Genomic DNA, 19,120 nt, shown 5'->3' on the forward strand with positions numbered 1-19,120 from the left:
TCTCCCCATGCCGCCGCACGATGCACCCCGCACGGCGCCCTTTGCCCGGCACGAGAGGGGATCCCCTCTCGTGCCGGGCCGGAAGGCGCCGCGGTACCCCGCTCGGGATCACAGCGGTCGGCCGTGATGTGTCAGGGTGCTTCGGTCACGCGGTCGGCTGTCCGGGGGTGACGGTGATGCCCTTGGGACCCCAGATCCGGCGGTACGAACCGTGGACGAGCTCGTCGAGCAGCGGCGGGCCCTGCGGCGCCCACCCAAGTTCAGTGCGCGCCTTGGTCGAGTCCACCCGGCTGTTGCTGGCCAGGCCGGCGGCGGGCAGGGGGCCGAGGGCCTGGGCGAACTCCTCCTCGGTGGCGGAGACGGCACCCCCGAAGCCGAACAGTTTCGCGATGGCCTCCGCGATGCGACGGAAGTCGCACTCGTCGGTGGCGAGGTTGTAGACGCTGCCGGCGGGGGCGTGTTCCAGCGCGAGCAGATAGGCGTCGGCCAGGTCGTCGAGATAGACGTTTCCGTACCGGTTCAGGCCGCGGCCGAGGTAGCGGCTCACCCCGTCGCGCAGAGAGGCGCGGAGCATCATGGGGAGCTGTTCGCTGCCGCCGTAGCCGTAGATCATGGTGGGGCGCAGCACGACGGTGTGGTCGCCCGCCTGTGCGGCTTCCTGCACCATGACGTCCAGGCTGTAGCGGGGCGCCAGCGGGGGGATGGGGGTGTAGCCGTCGTCCTCGGTGTGGACGATGTCGGTGGGCTCTCCTCCGGCGAGGTCGGTGTAGATGCCGGTGCCGCTGGTTCGGATGAAGCGCTTTCCGGTGCCGGCGGTGGCCTTCAGCAGAGCGGTGGTGGACGCGGCGTGGTCTGCGCTCGCGGTCTCGATGACGGCGTCGGCGCCCTCCACCGCGGCGCGGAGGGAGTCCGCGTCGTCGAGTGCACCGTGCACGGGCTCGATGCCGGCCGTGGTCAGTGTGCGTACGCCGAGTTCGTTGCGGACCAGGCCGGTGACGTCGTACCCAGCAGTGAGCAGTCGCTGGGCGACAGCCCGGCCGATGTAGCCGGTCGCGCCGGTGATGAGTACCTTCATGATCGTCTCTCTTGGTGGGGGGTGTAATGCGATGGAGCAGGGGGGCATTCCGCCCAGTCTGTGACTACTGAAAGCGATTTACCGTATGCGCAGGGTCTTGAGGGTCTGCAGTGATGCGGTGAGCAGTTCGGCATAGCCGGCCTTGCTCATCCGGGCTGGGGGGTCGAAGCCGAGCACGTGCTGACTGGACACGTTCTGGGGTTCCGTGTACTTGAGGAGGCCTGCCCGGCCGTGGCGGCGCCCGAGGCCGGAGTCCTTCATGCCGCCCATCGGGGCGCCCTGGGAGGCGTACGCGGAGGCGTAGCCCTCGTTGATGTTCACGGTGCCCGCTTCGATTCGGGCGGCGAGTCGGCGGGCTCGGCGGACGTCGCGGCTGAAGACGCTGGCATTGAGCCCGTAGACGGAGTCGTTGGCTGCACGCACCGCCTCCTCCTCGTTCTCGAACGGATAGACGGACACCACCGGCCCGAATGTCTCGTCCCGCCACAGCGGCACCTCGGGGGTGACGCCGGTGAGCACGGTCGGCTCGTAGAAATAGGGGCCGAGGTCCGGGCGTGGCCGGCCGCCCGCCACGACGGTCGCACCTGCGGCGCGGGCCTCCTCGACCTGTGTGCTGATCCGGTCCAGCTGCCCCTGGGAGGTGAGTGAGCCCATGTCGGCCGTGAAGTCCAGCTGCGCTCCGAGCCTCATGGCCCGGACACGTGCGCCGAAGCGTGTGACGAACTGCTCGTACAGCGAGGTGTGGACGTAGATGCGCTCGACCGAAACGCACAGTTGTCCGGAGCTTGCGAAGCATGCTCGGACGGCGGAGTCCACGGTGTGGTCGAGGTCGGCATCGGCCAGCACCAGGAGCGGGTTCTTGCCGCCGAGTTCGAGGGAGCAGCCGATCAGGCGTCGACCGGCCTGTTCGGCGATGGTGCGGCCGACGGCCGTGGAGCCGGTGAAGCCGATGAAGTCGGCGTGCTCCAACATGGGCTCCCCCACCACGTTCGAACGTCCCAGCACCACCTGCCACAGGTCTGCGGGAAGGCCCAGCTCCTGGAGCAGCGCGCGGGGCCAGAGGCTGGACAGCGCGGTCTGGTTGTCGGGTTTGTGGACGACCGCGTTGCCGGCCAGCAGGGCCGGGATCACGTCCATGCCGAGGGCCAGGGGGTAGTTCCACGGCGTGATGATGCCCACGACGCCCTTCGGGTGGGGTGTCTCGACCGCCTGGGTGAGCAGGGGGAAGGCTCCCTGCCTGCGGTGGGGCCGCAGGACCTTCGGGGCCTGCCGGGCGGCGTACAAGGTCGACGACGCCGCTTCCAGCAGTTCTTCGAAGGCGTGGTGGCGAGCCTTGCCGTTCTCCCACTGGAGCAGATCGAGGATCTCGTTCCGGCGGGACAGCATCACGTCGTGGAGCCGCAGGAAGGGCTCGGCTCTGCGACGCGCCGGCAGGGCGGCCCAACTGCGCTGGGCCTCTCGCGCAGCGGCGAAGGCATCGGCGACGTCCGCGGCCGTGGACTGGGGAAGAACGGCGAGCGCGTCGCCGGTGAACGGGGCGGTCGTGGCCACCGGTTCGCCGGTGGCGGCGACCCCTGTCGTCAGCCTCCGGACCAGCGGGGCGTCCGGCCGTCCCGCGCCGACAGCGGAAGTACTCCTTCGACTCTCCGAGAACTGTCTCATCGGTCACCTCCAAACAGGATTCCATCCATGCCATGGCGTTCTCACTGACCGAGCCCACCATGCGATGTACATGGACGATGTATAGGAAAACATGTACTAAGTATAGGCGTCAAGCGAAGGGGGGGGCGCCATGCGCGGAGACACGGCGGCCGAGCGGAGGCCCCTGTACCGCCCGCGGCGGCCCCGTACGCGAGCGGGCACCGTCGGCCGGACGTGGGGCCTCCGCCTTGACACTCGTACGCCGTACATGTTCACCTGTACAGCATGCATGTACAACGTACAGTCCAGAAAGGTGGGACTCAGATGAATGAGAACCGAGCAGGAGGCGGGCGCAATGCGCTGGCCAACCCGCTTGCCCTGCGCAACGGCATCACGCTGCCGAACCGGCTTGCCAAGGCCGCGACCAGCGAACATCTCGCGGACCGTCATGGGGCACCCACCAATCAGCTCATCCCCGCCTACCGGACACTGGCTCTCTCCGGGACCGGGTTGCTGATCAGCGGCAACGTCATGGTCGACGGCACGGCGCTGGAAGCGCCGCGCAACGTGGTCATCGAGGACGGCCGACACCATGAGCAACTGCGCCGTTGGGCCGCGGTGACCAAGGGCACCGACGCCAAGTTCATCCTGCAGCTGTCACACCCCGGGCGGCAGACCATGCGAGGCAACGTGCTCCCCGGTCGTCGGCACGACGTCGTCAGCTCCTCCGCGGTGCCCCTCGCCGTGGGTGGCAACGCGCTGTTCCGGACGCCGCGCGCGCTGTCCGACGCGGAGATCACCGCGATCATCGGCCGCTTCGCCCTGACCGCCAAGGTCGCCGCCGATGCCGGCTTCCACGGTGTAGAGATCCACGCCGCACACGGCTACCTCTTCAACCAGTTCCTGTCGCCGCTGGTCAACCAGCGCACCGACCGCTGGGGCGGCTCGCTGGAGAACCGAATGCGGCTGCTCATCGAGACGGTGCGCGAGGTCCGGGCAGCGACTTCCGACCAGTTCCTGATCGCGGTCAAGCTCAATTCCGCCGACTTTCAGCGCGGCGGCTTCGACGCCGAGGACTCCCTGGCCGTCGCCCGGGCCCTGGAGCAGGAGGGCATCGACCTGTTGGAGATCTCCGGCGGAACGTTCGAGAGCGCAGCCATGGTCGCGGGTGCGTCGCAGCGGGAGTCGACCCGTAAGCGGGAAGCGTTCTTCCTCGAGTTCGCGGAGCGATTCTCCCAGGAGGTGTCGGTGCCCCTCATGCTGACAGGCGGATTCCGCAGCCGGCAGGGCATGAACGACGCGTTGGACAGCGGTGCGGTCGACGTCGTCGGACTGGCACGCCCCATCACCTACGAGCCGGACCTGCCGCAGCGCCTCCTGGACGGAACCGCCGAGAAGAGCCTGGTGACGCCGAAGACACTCGGCCACAAGAACATCGACGACCTCCTCAACAGCGCCTGGCACCAACAGCAGATCGCCCGCATGGGCCGTGGTAAGGCCGTTCGCCCCGATCGCGGCCCCGCGACCGCCCTCGCGATCGCTCTCCTCACCACCGCCCGGGACCTCTTGCTCCCCCGACTGGCGCCCAGCTGAGCGCAGCGTTCTCCCCGTCTCGCGCGCTGCGGTGAGCCGCCCGCACCGCCGACCTCACACCCAGAGGAGAACGTCATGGATCTGCGACTGACGGACAAGGTCGTGGTCGTCACCGGTGCAGCCTCAGGCATCGGAGGGGCCACTGCCCGTCTGCTCACAGAGGAAGGAGGTTGCGGTCGGTGTCGACCGCGGTCCGGTCGACGCCGGTCTCGGCGCCCGCGGCACCGCCGTCCAAGCCGACCTCACCGACCCCGCCGCGCCCGCGCAGGCATCCGCTCGAACGTCGTCATCCCCGGGCCCACACGCACCCCACTGAAACGCGGATCAGCCGTCAGAGCCGCAACTACCTCATGAACTCCGACGACCACGCCGAGTCGATGGACGTGAGACGAGGCACAACGTTCTGTCCCTAGGAGAGCCTCATGCCCCCGATCGGTAAGCCGAAGACCGGAACGATCGTCCTCATTCACGGTTTGTGGATGACTCCGCGCAGTTGGGAACAGTGGAGCGACCGATACACCGCCTCCGGCCACCGCGTACTGGCACCGGCCTGGCCCGGGTTGGAGCGCGAGGTGGAGGAACTGCGACGCGACCCGTCCTCGATTGCGGGTGTCGGGCTGGGCGAGATTGCCAACCACTACGAACGGACCATCCGCGGCCTGGACGAGCCGCCGATCATCATGGGCCACTCCTTCGGGGGCGCACTCGTGCAGATCCTTCTGGCCCGGGGCCTCGGCGTCGCCGGCGTGGCCATCGATTCAGCGCCGGTCAAGGGTGTGCTTCCGGTCCCGCTGTCCACGCTCAGATCGGCCTGGCCTGTGCTGGGCAACCCTGCCAACAAGAACAAGGCAGTGGGCCTGACTCCCCGCCAGTTCCATTACGCGTTCACCAACACACTGAGCCATGAGGAATCACAGGCGGTCTACGACCGGTACCACGTGCCCGGCTCCGCGCGCGTCCTCTTCCAGGGCGCGTTCGCCAACTTCAGCCCCCGCGCCACCACCCGTGTCGACTTCCGCAACAACAGCCGCGCACCGCTGCTGTTCATAGCGGGAGGAGCGGACCACATCGTCCCACCGAAGGTGAACAAGGCCAACGTCCGGCTCTACCGCAAGTCGTCGGCCATCACCGACTACCACGAGTTCCCTGACCGCTCCCACTACACCGTCGGACAGGACGGCTGGGAGGACGTCGCCGACTTCGCCCTGGCCTGGGCCGTCCACAACAGCCAAGCCCACGCCTGAACGCCCGAAGTCCCGCCCTGCCGGCAGTCACCACCCCGGCGTCCTCAGCGCGATGGTCTCGCTCGGACAAGCCCTGTGCTCCACGCAGTTCTGCCACTCAGGGCCATCCCGCGTACGTCGGCGATCACGGTTGCGGAGGCACAGTGTCCTTCGGCCCGGCCTCCGCCGGCTTCCCGTCCTCTTGCAGGGCATCGCGGAGCGCTGCGCGAGAGGTGATGCCCAGTTTGGGGAAGACCTGGTAGAGATGGCTTCCCACGGTCCGCGGCGACAGGTGCAGCCGTTGACCGATTTGCTTGTTCGTCATACCCGCGGCGGCCAGCCTTGCGATCTCGTACTGCTGAGGTGACAGGCGGGTGTCCGGCGAGGCGCCGGCCTGTACGGCCGCGAGGCCTGATGCTCGCAGTTCGCTCCGCGCGCGGTCGGCCCAGGGCGATGCCCCCAGCTGCATAAAGGTCGTGAGGGCGGCGTTGAGCTGTTCACGCGCTGTCTGCGTGGCCTTGGCGCGCCGAAGGCGTTCGCCGTAGAAGAGCCGGATGCGGGCAAGGTCGAACGGCCAGGTGTCGGCACCCGGCAGGGCCAGCGCGCGTTCGAACTGTGCCACGAACCGGTCGTCGTCGGCCGTCATGGCTGCCGCGCCGTGCGTCACCAGCGCCAGCCGATCCGATATCGCGGGCACTTGGGCGCGGCGCAGCGCTGCGACGTGGGCCTCGGCTTCGGCGTGCCGACCGGAGAGAAGGGCCGACTCCACGAGGTCCGGGATCAGCCACAGGGTAGGTGCCTGGAAATGCGGAAGGACACCGGCGGGGCTGACCGAGGTCGCCTGCAGGAATGCCGCTTCGTATTCTCCACGGCCGAGAGCCGCTCTCGTTCTGATCTCCGCGGCCAGGGTGAGGAGGAGCTGGATACGCCTGGGTGCCGCGAAACGCGTGATCTCGTCGGCGAGGTCCTCCGCCCGGGCGGTGTCTCCGCGTGTCGCTGCGAGCAGGGCTTGATGGTGGAGGAACGTCTGGGCGAGGAGGTGGTAGCCGTGCCGACGGCTGAGCCGCAGGCCTTCCTCGCTGAGGTGGGCGAGCTGATCCCACTCCCCGGATTCGTAGCAGTGCCGGCTCAGCAGATTCATCGCGTGGATCGTCAGCGTGACATGTTCGCCTTCGCGCCCCTCCTCCAGCAGCCTCTGCAGTGCCGGACAGCAGGTCTTCAAGCGGCCGACGTACTGACCGGCCATGCCGATCCGGATCACCTCGACGGGGTCCGCCGCCGCGAGTCCGCCGACCGCGTCGTCGAGGCGGCGCAGGTCAGGGAGCGAGGTGTGGACCGGATCGCCGAGACAGCTCATCAGCAGCGCCAACGATTCCGGGGCGCGGGGAGTCAGACGCGTGACGGCTCGTTCGAGGGGTTCCCGGAGTTCCGCGCGGGCGCCGAAGAAGCTGATCCACGCCAGCGTGTACAGGCCCTCCTGAAGGACGTCGTGCGGTGTGTCCACCCGGCTCAGTCCGGTGTCGACGGTCTTGATCAGCAGACGGTACGCGGAGTCGACGTCGCCGATGCCGCTGAGCAGGAGGTGGTGTGCGGCCGCGAGCGCCGTCGTCAACGAGGTCGCATCGGCGTCGTGGATCGGCCGGCACGCTTCCAGGAGCCGCGGCACGTCGAGCAGGTTTCCGGTCGCGTCCGTGCCGAGGTAGGCGGCTGCAGCGGCCCTGCGGCTCCGATCGCGCCTGTCCGGGCTGAGCGCGGCCGCTCGGGTGAAGGCGGTGACCGCACCGGCGACGTCGCCGCGTCCGCGCGCCCGGCGGGCCAGTTGCTCCAGAAGCTCGGCGACCTGCTCGTCCGGCTCGACCGCCGCGTGCGCGAGGTGCCAGGTGCGGCGCTCCTCGTCTCCGTCGGGCCGCCGCGCCAGCTCCTCGTGAGCTCTGCGCTGCTCACCGGCGGTGGACAGTTCCACCACGGCCGAGCGGATCAGCGGATGGCGGAAGTACAGGCGCTTCTTCGCACGATCCAGGTGTATCAGTCCGGTCTCTTGTGCGTCCCTCAAGGCCTCCGTCACCACATGGTCAGGCAGCAGCGACCGGATGGCCGACAGGTCACCGGTGCCGTCCAGGACCGCCAACAGGAGCAGTTGCCGGCCGGCCGGTGGGAGTTCGGCCACTCGGGAGGCGAAGACCGCCTGTAGGCGTCGGCTGAGCGGCAGCACGTGAGGCAGCGGCGCGGATCCCGACCGTTGGGCCGCGTCGAGTGCGGCCGGCAGCTCCTGGAGAGTCAGCGGATTGCCGAGCGCCTCGGCCAGGAGCCGCCGACGTACCTCCGGGGGCAGGGCGGGAAACCGATCCGTCAGCAGCGCGGCCGCCGACTGATCGTCCAGCGGCGCGAGTTCGTGGACGCGCGTGGCGCCGGATCCGCGATGCGCGCCGTGATTGTTGCGGGTGACGGCCAGCATCCCGATCCGGGTCGCGGCGAGGTCGAGTGAGCGCAGCACCGTGGCGCTCCCCCGATCCAGCCACGGAAGATCGTCGATCGCCAGCAGGAGGGGGCGGGCTTGCGAGGCGTGTCGGAGCAGGGCCATGGTGGCGCCCGTGACGGCGTGTTGCGCAGGGGCCTGTCCGGATGTGAAGCCGAGGGCCACCGTGAGTGCGTTCCGGTGCTGGTCGGAAAGGTCGACCAGTCCGTCGAGCAGCGGATGCAGAATCTGGTGGAGCCCGGCGAAGCGCAGGTCACCCTCGAACTCCGCGCCGGCCGCTCGCAGTACGCGGACGCCTCCGTCGACGGCTCGCGCCGCTGCGGCATGCAGGAGCGCGCTCTTGCCGACACCCGCGTCTCCGGTGACGAGTAGGGAGCCGCCGCCTTTGTCGGCGGCGCCGTCGACGAAGGCGGCGATGACGGCGAGATCGTGGTCGCGGCCATAGAGCATCCGACGTGGGTCGGCTGGTGAGATGACGCCGGTCCTCATGACGTGCCTCGCAAGTGTCTCTCGGCCGAACATACGCCGTCGGACCGGCGGGTGATACGGCTGCACGGCGGGAGGTCCCGGCCGAATGTGGCACGGCCGGGACGGTTGTACGGTCGGTTCACCGGCCGGTGGCGGCTCGCTTGATCAGGTCGGCGACGGCGTCGGGTCGCGATTCGTAGATGCGTGACTGCCCGGCACCTCGACGACGGACGCTCCGGTGCGCTCGGCCATCGCCCGCTGCGCCGGGGGCGGGATCATGCGGTCGTCGGCGGCGACCAGGTACCAGCTCGGCTTGTGCCGCCAGGCCGGCTCGGTCACCCTGCCGCCGAGCGCGTCCACGCCCCACGGAACCTGCGAGTCCGCGAGGAAGGCCGCGCGGTCGGCGGGGAGGTCGCCGGCGAACGACGCCGAGAACTCTTCGCGGTCGAGGAACAAGAACCCGTCCTTGGGCGGCAGGACCGGCGGAACCGGGACACCGGGCGGCGGGTCGGCGGTCAGAGACCCGACGGACTCGCCCTTGTCCGGCGCGAACGCGGCGACGTAGACGAGAGCCGCGACCTTGTCGTGGGTGCCGGCCTCGCTGATGACGGCGCCGCCGTACGAGTGGCCGACCAGCACGGTGGGACCGTCCTGGAGCCCGAGCACCTGCCGGGTCACGGTGGCGTCGCCATCCAGCGACAGGGTCGGATTCTGCACGATGCTCACGTGGTATCCGTCCGCCCTGAGCAGGTCGTACACCGCCCGCCAGCCGGAACCGTCGACGAAACCTCCATGCACTAAGACCACGTTTCGGGTGGGATCACCGGTATTCATTCGCTTCCTCCTCACAAGTGCTGCCGCCACGCTAGGCCCGTCAACAGCCCCGCCGATTCAGTCAAATGACGTGGATCGCCAGAGGGGAGACCCTGCCCGACCTTGTCGCCGGTCGGCGGCTGAGGGCGAAGTCCACACCGGACGGCGGGCGGCGGCTCACTCCGTGGTGGGCTCCTCGTTGCTCAGAGCGTCACGTAGTCCGGCCCTGGTGGTCACGCCGAGCTTGGGATAGATCTGATAGAGGTGCGTGCTGACTGTGCGCGGCGACAGAAAGAGGCGCTCGGCGATCTGCTTGTTCGTCAGACCCTCTGCCGCCAGCATCGCTATCTCCCGCTGTTGCGGCGTCAGTGCTGCGATGCCACCCGCCTGAAGCTTCCCCCGTGATCCGCCGGCGGCCCGCAGTTCCTTGCCGGCGAAGGCGGACCACGGTGTGGCATCGAGCCGCTGGAAGGTGTCGAAGGCGTCGCCGAGATGTCTGCGCGCCTCGGCCATGGCTCGGCCGTGACGGAGGCGTTGCCCGTAGGACAGCTGGATCCGGGCCCGGTCGAAGGGCCACCGTTCCGCCCCGGCGACGGCGAGCGCTGCTTCGAAGTGGTCCGCGAACCGCCCGTCGGGAGACACCATGCCGGCGGCTCCCGCTGTGACGAGTGCCAGGCGGGGGGAGATCGCGGGGATGTCCATGTCCCTCAGTGCGGCGACGTGCCGAGCGGCCTCGGTGCGCAGGCCGGCGCGTACCGCTGCCTCGACGAGATCCAGAGCGGTCCACAGGGCGTAGGGGGCATAAGGCTGCAACTTCCCCGGCGGAGTGATCGAGGACGCATGGACGAAGGCCTCCTGATACTTACCGCGTCCGAGCGACAGGAGGGCCTCGATACCGTGCCCATACGCGAGGAGCAGCCCGACTCCGCGCGGTGCCGCCCAGCGAGTCATCGCCTCGGCTGCGGCCCGCGCGCGCTCGGTCCGGCCCCGCGCCGCCGCGATCACAGCGTCCTGGTGGACGTACAGCCATCTCAGCAACGGGTAGCCGTGCAGCTCGCAGAGGCGTATCCCTTCGTCGCACAGCTCCAGCGCCTCATCCCATTGGCCGGCGAAGAAGTCGTCGTTGGCCAGGATGACCTCGGTCTGGATCTGCGAGGTGACGGCACCGCCCTCCCTGCCGTGGTCGACGACCGCCTGCACGGGGCCTCGGCACGCGCGTTGTCGATCCACGTAGGCACCGGCGATGGCGACACGCGCCACGTATGCCGGATCGGGCTCCTGGCTCAACCCACCGATCAAGCCGTCGAGTTCGTCCAGTACCGGCAGAGCCTGATGCGCGGGATCGCCGAAGGCCTTGGTGAGGACGGTCAGATATCGCGGTGGCGCCGGTCGGAAACGTCCCATCAAGCCGTCCAAGGGCTGCCACAGTTCCGCCCGGCCACCGAACACGCAGATGGCGATGAGGAACCAGAGGGCTTCGATCAGGCCGGTGTCCTCGCCGTCCAGCACCTCGCGAGCCGCGATGGCCCCGAAGAGCATGCGGTGCGCCGCGTTGACGTCGCCCTCACCGTTCAGCAGGTACGCGGACGTCGCGACCGCCGCGGCCAGCGCGTCGGCACCGCCTGGGTCGGCATGCTGCGCGTCGGCCAACAGCCGCGGCACACTGCCGATGTCCCCCGTCACCTCTGCTCCGATGTACGCGGCGCGTGCCAACCGCCGGCCTCTGTCCCGGCCGAGGGGAGTGAGGTCGGCCGCGCGCAGCAGGGCGGAGAGCGCGCCTACCGCGTCGCCTCGACGGAGGATCCGGTCCGCCGTCTGCTCCAGGAGCACCGCGATGGACTCGTCCGGGACTTCGGCGGCCTCGGCCAGATGCCAGGCGCGGCGGTCCGGCTGGTCCGGCATCTGCGCGGCGATCGCCGCATGGAGGTCGCGCCGCTGCTGATCGGTGGACATCGCGATGACCGCGGACCGCATCAGCGGGTGACGGAACGCCAGTCGACGCCGCTCACCATTGACCCGTATCAACTGTGCGCGCTCCGCCGGGGCGAGGTCGTCGATGGCGTTCGCGCCGAAGGCCGCGACGAGGATGCCGAGGTCACCGGTGGCGTCGAGCGCGGCGAGCAACAGGGCGCGCCGGGTCGCGGCCGGAAGCGGATCGACCCTGGCGGCGAACAGATGCTCCAACCGCTGGCTCAACGGCAGTGCCGGAGCCGTCTGCCGTTCATGGCTGCGATCGGCCACTCGCGCGGGCAGTTCCAGCAGCGCCAGTGGATTCCCGGCCGCCTCGGCAAGCACTTGCTGGCGCACTCTGGGCGCAAGGGCCGGGAAGCGCCGGTCGATCAGGCTGCCGGCGGCGGTCTGGCCAAGCGGCATCACCTCGACGGCCGCCAGCCCACCGCCGTCGAAGAAACTCGACTCGCCCGTGCGGAAGGCGCCGAGAAACCCGATCCGGGCGCCGGCGAGCCGCCGCGCGACGAACGCCAGTACCGCCGCGCTCATACGGTCCAGCCACGGCAGATCGTCCACGATCACCAGGAGCGGACCGTCCCCCCTGGCCAGCCCGAGGAGCGACAGCACCGCGTTCGACACGGCCAGCCGGTCGGGCGGCGGCCCCTCGTCGAGCCCGAGCGCCGTCGCCAGCGTGCGACGCTGCTGCCCGCTCAACCCGTCGAGCTGCGACAGGAACGGCGTCAGCAGCCGGTACAGAGCGGCGTACGCCAGGTCCGTTTCAACCTCGACGCCGACGGTACGAACAGCGGGAACCCCGCTCGCGGCAGCCGCCTCTTCGGCGGCGTCCAGCAGGACCGTCTTACCGACGCCGGCTTCCCCGTAGAGCACCAGGGCATCCCCGTCACTCGCAGCACGCAGCACGAACTCCTCAACGACCTTCAACTCGTGCTCCCGCCCGACCAACATGCCATCCGTTGCTGGCAATTGGCCGTCGTGCGGTCTCTGTCTCGGGCCGACAGCCCCATCCTCAGGTGTCACGGCCCGCACGCTACCTGCGGTCTTACCGCCACACCACGGGCAGGAACAGCGGCACTCGGCTCGGTGTGAAGCCGGGCAGCGCCGGGCGTGAGCCGCCCGCCAGGACGATCCGCACAGCCACTTCGTGATCGCGGCCGGGCACATCGTGATCGTGTCGGGCACATCGTGATCGTGTCCGGGGTGGCCATGGGAGGCCAACACCCGCCAGAGGGCGGACCGCGCCGCCTGGACACGCTCTGGTCGACAGCGCCGTGTGGCGTGCCGCTAGGACTTGGCCGGGCTGAAGTAGCGGCGTGGGTTGTCGACGAGCATGGTGTCCAGTTACGCCTGGGTGACCCCGGCTTGCAGCAGCGCTGGAAGGACGTGGTCGTGCAGGTGCGTGTAGTGCCAGTTCGGTGCGATCTGTTCGCGAAAGCGGTCCATGCCGAGGTAGGAGCCGTTGTCGATGAGCCGGTGCAGGTAGTCCGGCTCGGAGGTGTCACCGCTGTGCCCGATGACTACGGCGCCGAGGTCGACGCCCTCGCTGCGCAGGATCTCCTGAGCGGTCAGGCCGGTCTGGGCATGAGCGCTGGTGTGGACGGTGATCGGGGCTCCTGTGCGGAGGTGGGCCTGGGCCACGGCGCGCATGACCCGCTCGACGCCGGGAGTGAGCTCGTCCTCGATCGCGCACTTGAGGAAGGCCGCCTTGATGCCGGTGCCGGCGATGCCCTCGGTGAGTTCACGCACGAACAGGTCGGTCATGCTCTCGGGGCCGCCGAGCAGGGTGCCGGGCCCGTGGTAGCGGAAGTAGTCCGGCACATCCGCCAGTGCGTAGAGGCCGGTCGCGACCATGATGTCGAGGTCGACGCGCTCGTTGACCGCTGCGACGCGTCGAACGTCACGGCCGAGGCCGATGACGGTCGGATCGACGATCGTGGACACTCCCGTCTCTGCCAGCGCGGTCAGCCGGGTGACCGCGTCGTCCATGCGCGGCTGCTCGTCCCAGTTCTCCGGGATGCTCTGGCGCAGTTCCTCGCTCAGGACGAAGACGTGTTCGTGCATCAGGACGGTGCCCAGATCGTCCACGGCCACCGGGCCACGAACGGTCGGCACCTGGGGGGCGAGGTCACAAGATCTCCAAGACGTGGTTGGTCGATCGACCAGGTCAACAGCCCAGACATCGTGGCGGTGTCGGCTCAGGGTTCTGCCGTCCTGAATGCCGCAGAGGAGGGAGCAGCGCGCGGTGAGCCCATCTGCTGCCCGTGTGTGGAGCCGCTGAGCGTGAGGATGGCCCGCGCTCAGCGAACTGCTCTCCTTGGTGACGCCGGTCAGCTGGTGGCCCGGGCGGCGGCCTCGATCTGCTTGGCGGTGGTGATCGGGTGGCTGATCATGGGGACGTGCGAAGCGCCCTCGATCTCGATGACGTGGGACTTGGCGCGCTCGTAGAACCAGCGCTCCAGGGCGGGCGGGATGGCCTTGTCCTCGGTGGCGACGATGGCCCAGGAGGGGATGCTGCGCCAGGCGGCGGCCTGGGTGACGTCGGTGAGTGACGAGGCGGCGAAGGGCCGCTGGGTCGCCTGCATGAGCCGGGTGGTGGAGACGGGCAGGTCGGCTGCGAAGGCGGCCCGGAATTTGTCGGCCTGCAGATAGAGGTCGGTGCCGGTGGTGCCGTCCGGGTTGGGGTAGGGCACTCCCTGTACGGAGGAGCCGATCAGGCTGCCGGGGTACTTGTTGAGCAGGACGCCGAGCTGCTCGCCCTTGTCGGGTGCGAACGCCGCGACGTAGACCAGTGCCTTGACGTTGGGGTTGCCCGCGGCGGCGTTGGTGATGACGGCGCCGCCGTAGGAGTGGCCGACCACAACGATCGGTCCCTCGATCGATTCGAGGACGCTCGCGATGTAGGTGGCGTCGGTGGGGATGCCGCGCAGCGGGTTGGCGGGGGCGATGGTCTTGTAGCCGTCGTGCTGGAGCCGTTCGATGACGCCGTTCCAGCCGGAGGCGTCGGCGAATCCGCCGTGCACGAGAACGATGGTCGGCTTGGCCTTCGACTGGGCCTTGGTGTGGTCGGCGGCCGCGGCGGGGGAGCCGGCCGGGACGACCATCGCGGCCGTCGCGGCGACGGCGACTCCGCTCACGAGCGCCCGACGGCGGGTGATCATTCGGCGGACGTGCATGGCGAAACTCCTTTGGGAGAGAGCGGGAAGTGAAGTCCCGCCCGGCCGGAGGCACCGGGCGAGACGAACTGGGCGGCGACGCGGGATGCGACGCCTCCGCTAACGGGCGGAGACCGCGTGGGCCGCCTGGTTGATGACGGCCGCCACGGCCGCGGGGTTGGACACGTAGACAGCGTGGCTGCCCGGGGTCTCGGTGACGGTCGACCCCGCCCGCTCGGACATGACCCGCTGGGCGGGTGGCGGGATCATGTGGTCATCGGTGGCGACCAGGTACCACGAGGCCTTGGTCCGCCAGGCCGGTTCCGACACCGTCCCGCCGAGCGCGTCCACGCCCCACGGCACCTGCGAATCGGCCATGAAGGCGGCCACCGCCGCGGGCACGTCGGCAGCGAACGACGCCGCGAACTTGCCCCTGTCCAGGAACAGGAACCCGTCCTTGGGCGGCAGGATCGGCGGAACCGGCGCACCGGGCGGCGGGTCGGCGATCAGGGAGCTGACGGACTCGCCCTTGTCGGGCGCGAACGCCGCGATGTAGGCAAGCCCGGCGACGTTCGGGTGGTTGCCCGCTTCGGTGATGACGACGCCACCGTAGGAGTGGCCGACCAGCACGGCAGGGCCGTCGAGGCCGTCGAGGATCTGGTGCGTCGCGGCGACGTCGCCGGCCAGTGACAGGGTCGGATTCTGCACGACGGTGACCCGGTAGCCGTCGGCGGTCAGATGATCGTAGACGCCCTGCCAGCCGGAGCCATCGACGAAACCGCCGTGGACCAACACGATGTTCTTCACTTCGCTCACGGCATTGCCTCCTTCGCCCGGAATTCCGTTCCGGACTCGGTCGGGATGATGACCCGAACGCTAGAAGGGCGGCAGCGGCCTTCGATTGAGCCAAATGACGTAGTTCGTACGGCGGCTGCCACGGCTACGTCATCTGACCTATGCGCGAGCGCGGGGCAACGCCGGTTGCCGTGGCCCTCATCGCCGGGATCGCCAGGGACGCAACCCACGGCGCCGAGAAGTACGGCGGCTGAACGACCAGGGCCGGGACGAAGGGGACGGCGCCACTGCGGCCTTCCCGGGTGTCGTCGGCTCAGGATGTGGAAACGGGACCGGGCGGCAGGTGGACCGTCATGATCAGGTGGCAGGGTTCGGTGCCGGCACCGCGGTAGGTGTGGGGGGCGTCGCCGTCGAAGGTGGCGGTCTGTCCGACTTCAACGGTGTGCTCGGCGCCGTCGACGATCAGGGTCATCCGGCCGGCGGTGACGCTGACGGTTTCCACGACTCCGGCCTGGTGGGGGTGGCTGGGGTACTCCTCGCCCGGTTCCAGTTTCCAGCGCCAGACCTCGACCGGCGCCGCGCCCGAGGTCGTCAGCATGAGCCGGGCCTCGCTGCCCTGCACTCCGGTCCACAACGGCATCACGGCGTCGGCGGCCACGACACGGACGCGACCTTCGGACGGCCCCTCCAGCAGAGCGGACACCGAGACGCCGAGGGTGTCGGCCAGCCGGACCAGAGTGGCGAAGTTCGGGTTGCCCTGCGCTTTCTCCAACCCGACGAGAGCCCCCTTGCTGACCTTGGCGCGACGGCCGAGCTCGTCCAGGGACAGGCCCGCGCGGGTGCGGGCCGTCCTGACGTTGTGCGCGAGCGTCCGCAGGGCTGCCTCTGTCTCGGCCATCCGATCACCATCCTCGCCAGTGGATCACTTTAGTGCGCCGCCCGGTCGTTTGGTTGACACACGCCAGTCGGTTCGTTGTACCGTTCAGTCGTTCCATCGAAATCTTAAGGGATGTACCGTGATCGCTCTGCTACTGGCCCTGGGCAGCTCACTCGCCTACGGATGCGCCGATTTCCTCGGCGGTCTGGGGGCACGTAAGGCTCATGTGCTGCGTACCGTGATGATCGCGGCTCCGGCCTCTCTCGCGGTCGAACTGCTGCTGTGGCCGTTCCTCGGTGCCTCGTTCAGCGCCGGCGCCCTCGGCTGGGGCGCCGCGTCCGGCATCGCCTCCGCCGCCGCATTCGCCCTGCTCTACCGCACCCTGGCGATAGGCCCGATGAACGTACTCTCGCCCGTCACCGCCCTCGTGTCCGCCGTGCTGCCCGTGGGCGTGGGCCTGCTGCAGGGCGAGCACCTGGGCGCCGCCGGGCTGGTGGGCCTGCCGCTCGCGCTGGTCGCGGTGGTCCTGGTCAGCGCCGGACATGGCGCCGGGTCGGCACGCCCGTCGCGCACCGCGCTGCTGTCGGCCTTCGGCGCGGGCGGTGCCATCGCCCTCCAGCTGGTCTTCCTGCACCAGGCGCCCTCCGACAGCGGCGTGGCCCCGCTGATCATCGGCCGGGCGGTCTCCTCTGCCGTCATCCTGGCCGCGGCCGGTCTCATGTACCGCAGGCTCGGCTCCGAGCGCCCCGCGTACGCGATGTCGACAGCCGCCGGCGTGCTGGACTCCATGGCGAACCTGCTGTTCCTTCTCGCCGCCCGCAGCGGGGACCTCACCGTCGTGGCCGTGATCACCGCTCTCTACCCGGCCGGCACCGTCCTGCTCGCCCGCAGCGTGCTCGCCGAACGCATCCGTCGCGGCCAGATCGTCGGGCTGGGCACCGCCGCCGTCGCCGTCAGCCTCCTCGCACTCGCCTGACCCCCGCGCCCCTCCCCCCACTACCTCCACCAACTACGCAAGGAGCACAGCATGTTCATCCAGCCCTGGGACACCAGCCTGGACGAAGCCGAATGGCAGAGTTGGATCGCCGAAGGGCACGACTTCGGAATCCTGAGCGTCAACGGCCTGCCCAGCCACCCGCCCGTCGCCGTCCCCACCCACTTCACCAGCGACGGCGACCACCTCCTGGTCCACCTCGCCCGTCCCAACCCGGCCTGGAAGTCGATCGACCACGACCCGAACGTCCTGCTCACCGTCTTCGGCGACTACGCATTCATCCCCGGCCCATGGCGCGCCACAGCCGGCACCCCGCCCACCGACGGCGTCCCCACCAGCTACTACACAGCCGTCCAGTTCACCTGCCGCGCCCACATCATCGACGACCCCGAGGCCAAGGCCGAGCTGCTGCGCCGCCAACTCGCCCACTTCCAGCCCGACGGCGACCACGCCCCCGTCGCCGTCGACCAGCCACCCTACGGCCGGATGCTGCCCGGCATCCGCGGCCTGCGCCTCGAAGTCACCGACGTGGTGGCCAAGTTCAAGTACGACGACCACAAGCCCGTCGAGCACCGCACCGCCGTCGCCGACCACCTCACCGCACGCGGCCAGGGCCTCGACGTGCCCACCGCCCTCCAGCAGCGCCGCCGCCTGGACCGCATCGGACCCTGGAAGCCCTGACCCGCGCCCATCCGCACGCACACAGGAACGGAACCCCGCCCATGACCGTCTTCCGCCTCAGCCCCGCCGTCGCCGACGCCTTCCCCGACACCCTTGTCGCCCTGGTCACCGCGACCAGCCTGCGTGGCCATGAATCCTGGCCCCACACGACCGCCGCCGTGGAGGACCTGGAGCAGCAACTTGCCGACGGCGCCTGGCAGCCCGCCAACGAGAACGACCCCCGTATCGAGGCGTGGCACACCGCCTACCGCGCCTTCGGCACCAACCCCCGCCGCATCCGCCCCAGCGTCGACGCGCTCGGTCGCCGCCTCGCGAAGAAGGGGGCCCTGCCGCGTATCAACCCGGCCGTCGACTCCTACAACGCCGTCTCCGTCCGCCACGGCTTGCCCGTCGGCGCCTTCGACCTCGACCACGTCACGGGCGACGTCGACATCCGCCACGCAGACGGCACCGAGACCTTCACCCCGCTCGGCGAACCCGACACCACCGAGAACCCCAAGCCGGGCGAGATCATCTACGCCGACACCACCGGCGTCCTGACCCGCCACTGGAACCACCGCGACGCCCACCGCACCCGCGTCACCAAGGACTCCACCCACGTCACCTTCGTCCTCGAAACCCTCCACGCCACCCGTGACGGCGACCTTCTCAAGGTCGCAGCCGAGGAGTTGCAGGGCCTGCTCATCCCGCACGCCGAACGGACGGCTGTGCACTACCTCAGCCCGGCACACGACCAGGTCACCCCCTGAGGCCTCCAGGCGAATCCTTGCCCAGCGCCGCGGGTCCCTCCCTGGGCAGGGCTGATGCGTTGTCATGACACCAACGTGATGAGCTGGCCTGGGGAGTTGAGTCGATCGGGTCGTCTACGCACCACATAAAGGCCAAACCCCTTTTCCGGGGCAAGTAGCCAGTAGCGGGTCAGCGTCAGTTGCCTTGATCAGACGTCAACTACCGGTTCTTCTCAAGCTCCGCAACCAGTTGTTCGGCGTCCGCCGCGCTGACGCGGTAGTTGATCGCGACCGTCGCTCCGTCCTGCGCGAGGCATTCGATGACGCCTTTACCGATGACGCGACCGGCTCCGGCGACGAGCACAGCGTTACTGGTGAGGTTTCCCAGAGAACCAAGGCCGAATTGGCACGCGCCACGCCTGTCACCCGCCGAGGTACAGGCCCTCGGGCTACGACGCCATGCGAACGGCCCTCGACACCCACCCCGAAAGAGGACCCCGGGCCGTGTGCGTCCGGGTGTCGGCCCGGGCCATGCGCATCCCGTAAACCGTCCCCCCGGGCACCGACACCCGCCAGAGAACCACTCGCAAAACAAAACCGCTCGGCCGGTTTCACTATAGCCTCACCCGAGACCCA

General features: G+C 69.5%; 14 protein-coding genes and 1 pseudogene. 5 read left to right on the plus strand and 10 right to left on the minus strand.

Features of this window, described 5'->3' with window-relative positions:
- Window positions 1–145: 145 nt before the first annotated feature.
- Both KVT44_RS49895 and KVT44_RS49900 read right to left on the minus strand, forming a co-directional pair.
- Window positions 146–1,075 (minus strand): NAD-dependent epimerase/dehydratase family protein, encoded by a 930-nt coding sequence (locus KVT44_RS49895; RefSeq protein ID WP_217575162.1) that lies wholly within the window; start codon window positions 1,073–1,075, stop codon window positions 146–148.
- Between the two features lie 78 nt (window positions 1,076–1,153).
- Window positions 1,154–2,737, minus strand: coding sequence for a succinic semialdehyde dehydrogenase (locus KVT44_RS49900; protein WP_217575164.1), 1,584 nt, complete (start codon window positions 2,735–2,737; stop codon window positions 1,154–1,156).
- A 303-nt stretch (window positions 2,738–3,040) separates the two neighbouring features.
- On the opposite strand from KVT44_RS49900, the gene KVT44_RS49905 reads away from it, so the two are divergent.
- Together KVT44_RS49905 and KVT44_RS49910 are read left to right on the plus strand one after the other, a co-directional pair.
- Window positions 3,041–4,309 carry an NADH:flavin oxidoreductase/NADH oxidase family protein gene (locus tag KVT44_RS49905; RefSeq protein ID WP_217575166.1) on the plus strand — a complete coding sequence of 423 codons (1,269 nt, stop codon included), beginning with the start codon at window positions 3,041–3,043 and terminating at the stop codon, window positions 4,307–4,309.
- Between the two features lie 422 nt (window positions 4,310–4,731).
- On the plus strand, window positions 4,732–5,553 hold the full coding sequence (locus KVT44_RS49910; protein WP_217575168.1) for an alpha/beta hydrolase: 822 nt from the start codon (window positions 4,732–4,734) through the stop codon (window positions 5,551–5,553).
- 124 nt (window positions 5,554–5,677) lie between these two features.
- Here KVT44_RS49910 and KVT44_RS49915 read toward each other — a convergent pair whose 3' ends face one another.
- The 7 genes and pseudogenes from KVT44_RS49915 to KVT44_RS49945 all read right to left on the minus strand — a co-directional run bounded on the left by KVT44_RS49915 (window position 5,678) and on the right by KVT44_RS49945 (window position 16,102).
- Window positions 5,678–8,458 carry an AAA family ATPase gene (locus KVT44_RS49915; RefSeq protein WP_254650964.1) on the minus strand — a complete coding sequence of 927 codons (2,781 nt, stop codon included), beginning with the start codon at window positions 8,456–8,458 and terminating at the stop codon, window positions 5,678–5,680.
- Window positions 8,459–8,615: 157 nt separating this feature from the next.
- Window positions 8,616–9,310: pseudogene (locus KVT44_RS49920) on the minus strand (alpha/beta fold hydrolase).
- Between the two features lie 156 nt (window positions 9,311–9,466).
- Window positions 9,467–12,205: an AAA family ATPase gene (locus tag KVT44_RS49925; protein ID WP_217575172.1), complete on the minus strand. Its 2,739-nt coding sequence runs from the start codon at window positions 12,203–12,205 to the stop codon at window positions 9,467–9,469.
- Between the two features lie 393 nt (window positions 12,206–12,598).
- Window positions 12,599–13,348: a phosphotriesterase-related protein gene (locus KVT44_RS49930; RefSeq protein WP_308314349.1), complete on the minus strand. Its 750-nt coding sequence runs from the start codon at window positions 13,346–13,348 to the stop codon at window positions 12,599–12,601.
- A 236-nt stretch (window positions 13,349–13,584) separates the two neighbouring features.
- Complete coding sequence (locus tag KVT44_RS49935) at window positions 13,585–14,430, minus strand: alpha/beta fold hydrolase (protein ID WP_217575174.1); 846 nt, start codon at window positions 14,428–14,430, stop codon at window positions 13,585–13,587.
- A 99-nt stretch (window positions 14,431–14,529) separates the two neighbouring features.
- Window positions 14,530–15,225 (minus strand): alpha/beta fold hydrolase, encoded by a 696-nt coding sequence (locus KVT44_RS49940; RefSeq protein WP_217575176.1) that lies wholly within the window; start codon window positions 15,223–15,225, stop codon window positions 14,530–14,532.
- Between the two features lie 292 nt (window positions 15,226–15,517).
- Entirely contained in the window at window positions 15,518–16,102 is a 585-nt protein-coding gene (locus KVT44_RS49945; RefSeq protein ID WP_190174773.1) for a helix-turn-helix domain-containing protein, read from the minus strand.
- A gap of 118 nt (window positions 16,103–16,220) precedes the next feature.
- Here KVT44_RS49945 and KVT44_RS49950 point away from each other — a divergent pair, with 118 nt between their 5' ends.
- Genes KVT44_RS49950 through KVT44_RS49960 form a run of 3 tightly spaced genes read left to right on the plus strand, consistent with a single transcriptional unit; the run spans window position 16,221 to window position 18,505 of the window.
- Complete coding sequence (locus tag KVT44_RS49950) at window positions 16,221–17,057, plus strand: EamA family transporter (protein ID WP_217575178.1); 837 nt, start codon at window positions 16,221–16,223, stop codon at window positions 17,055–17,057.
- A gap of 51 nt (window positions 17,058–17,108) precedes the next feature.
- The gene (locus tag KVT44_RS49955) at window positions 17,109–17,756 is read left to right on the plus strand and encodes an FMN-binding negative transcriptional regulator (protein ID WP_217575180.1); all 648 of its coding nucleotides are present in this window, start codon (window positions 17,109–17,111) and stop codon (window positions 17,754–17,756) included.
- A 41-nt stretch (window positions 17,757–17,797) separates the two neighbouring features.
- Entirely contained in the window at window positions 17,798–18,505 is a 708-nt protein-coding gene (locus KVT44_RS49960; RefSeq protein WP_217575182.1) for a B3/4 domain-containing protein, read from the plus strand.
- Window positions 18,506–18,704: 199 nt separating this feature from the next.
- Here KVT44_RS49960 and KVT44_RS49965 read toward each other — a convergent pair whose 3' ends face one another.
- On the minus strand, window positions 18,705–18,848 hold the full coding sequence (locus tag KVT44_RS49965; RefSeq protein WP_217575184.1) for a hypothetical protein: 144 nt from the start codon (window positions 18,846–18,848) through the stop codon (window positions 18,705–18,707).
- Window positions 18,849–19,120: the final 272 nt, after the last annotated feature.

Source organism: Streptomyces sp. GbtcB7, from assembly GCF_019091445.1.
Taxonomy (GTDB): Bacteria; Actinomycetota; Actinomycetes; order Streptomycetales; family Streptomycetaceae; genus Streptomyces; species Streptomyces mirabilis.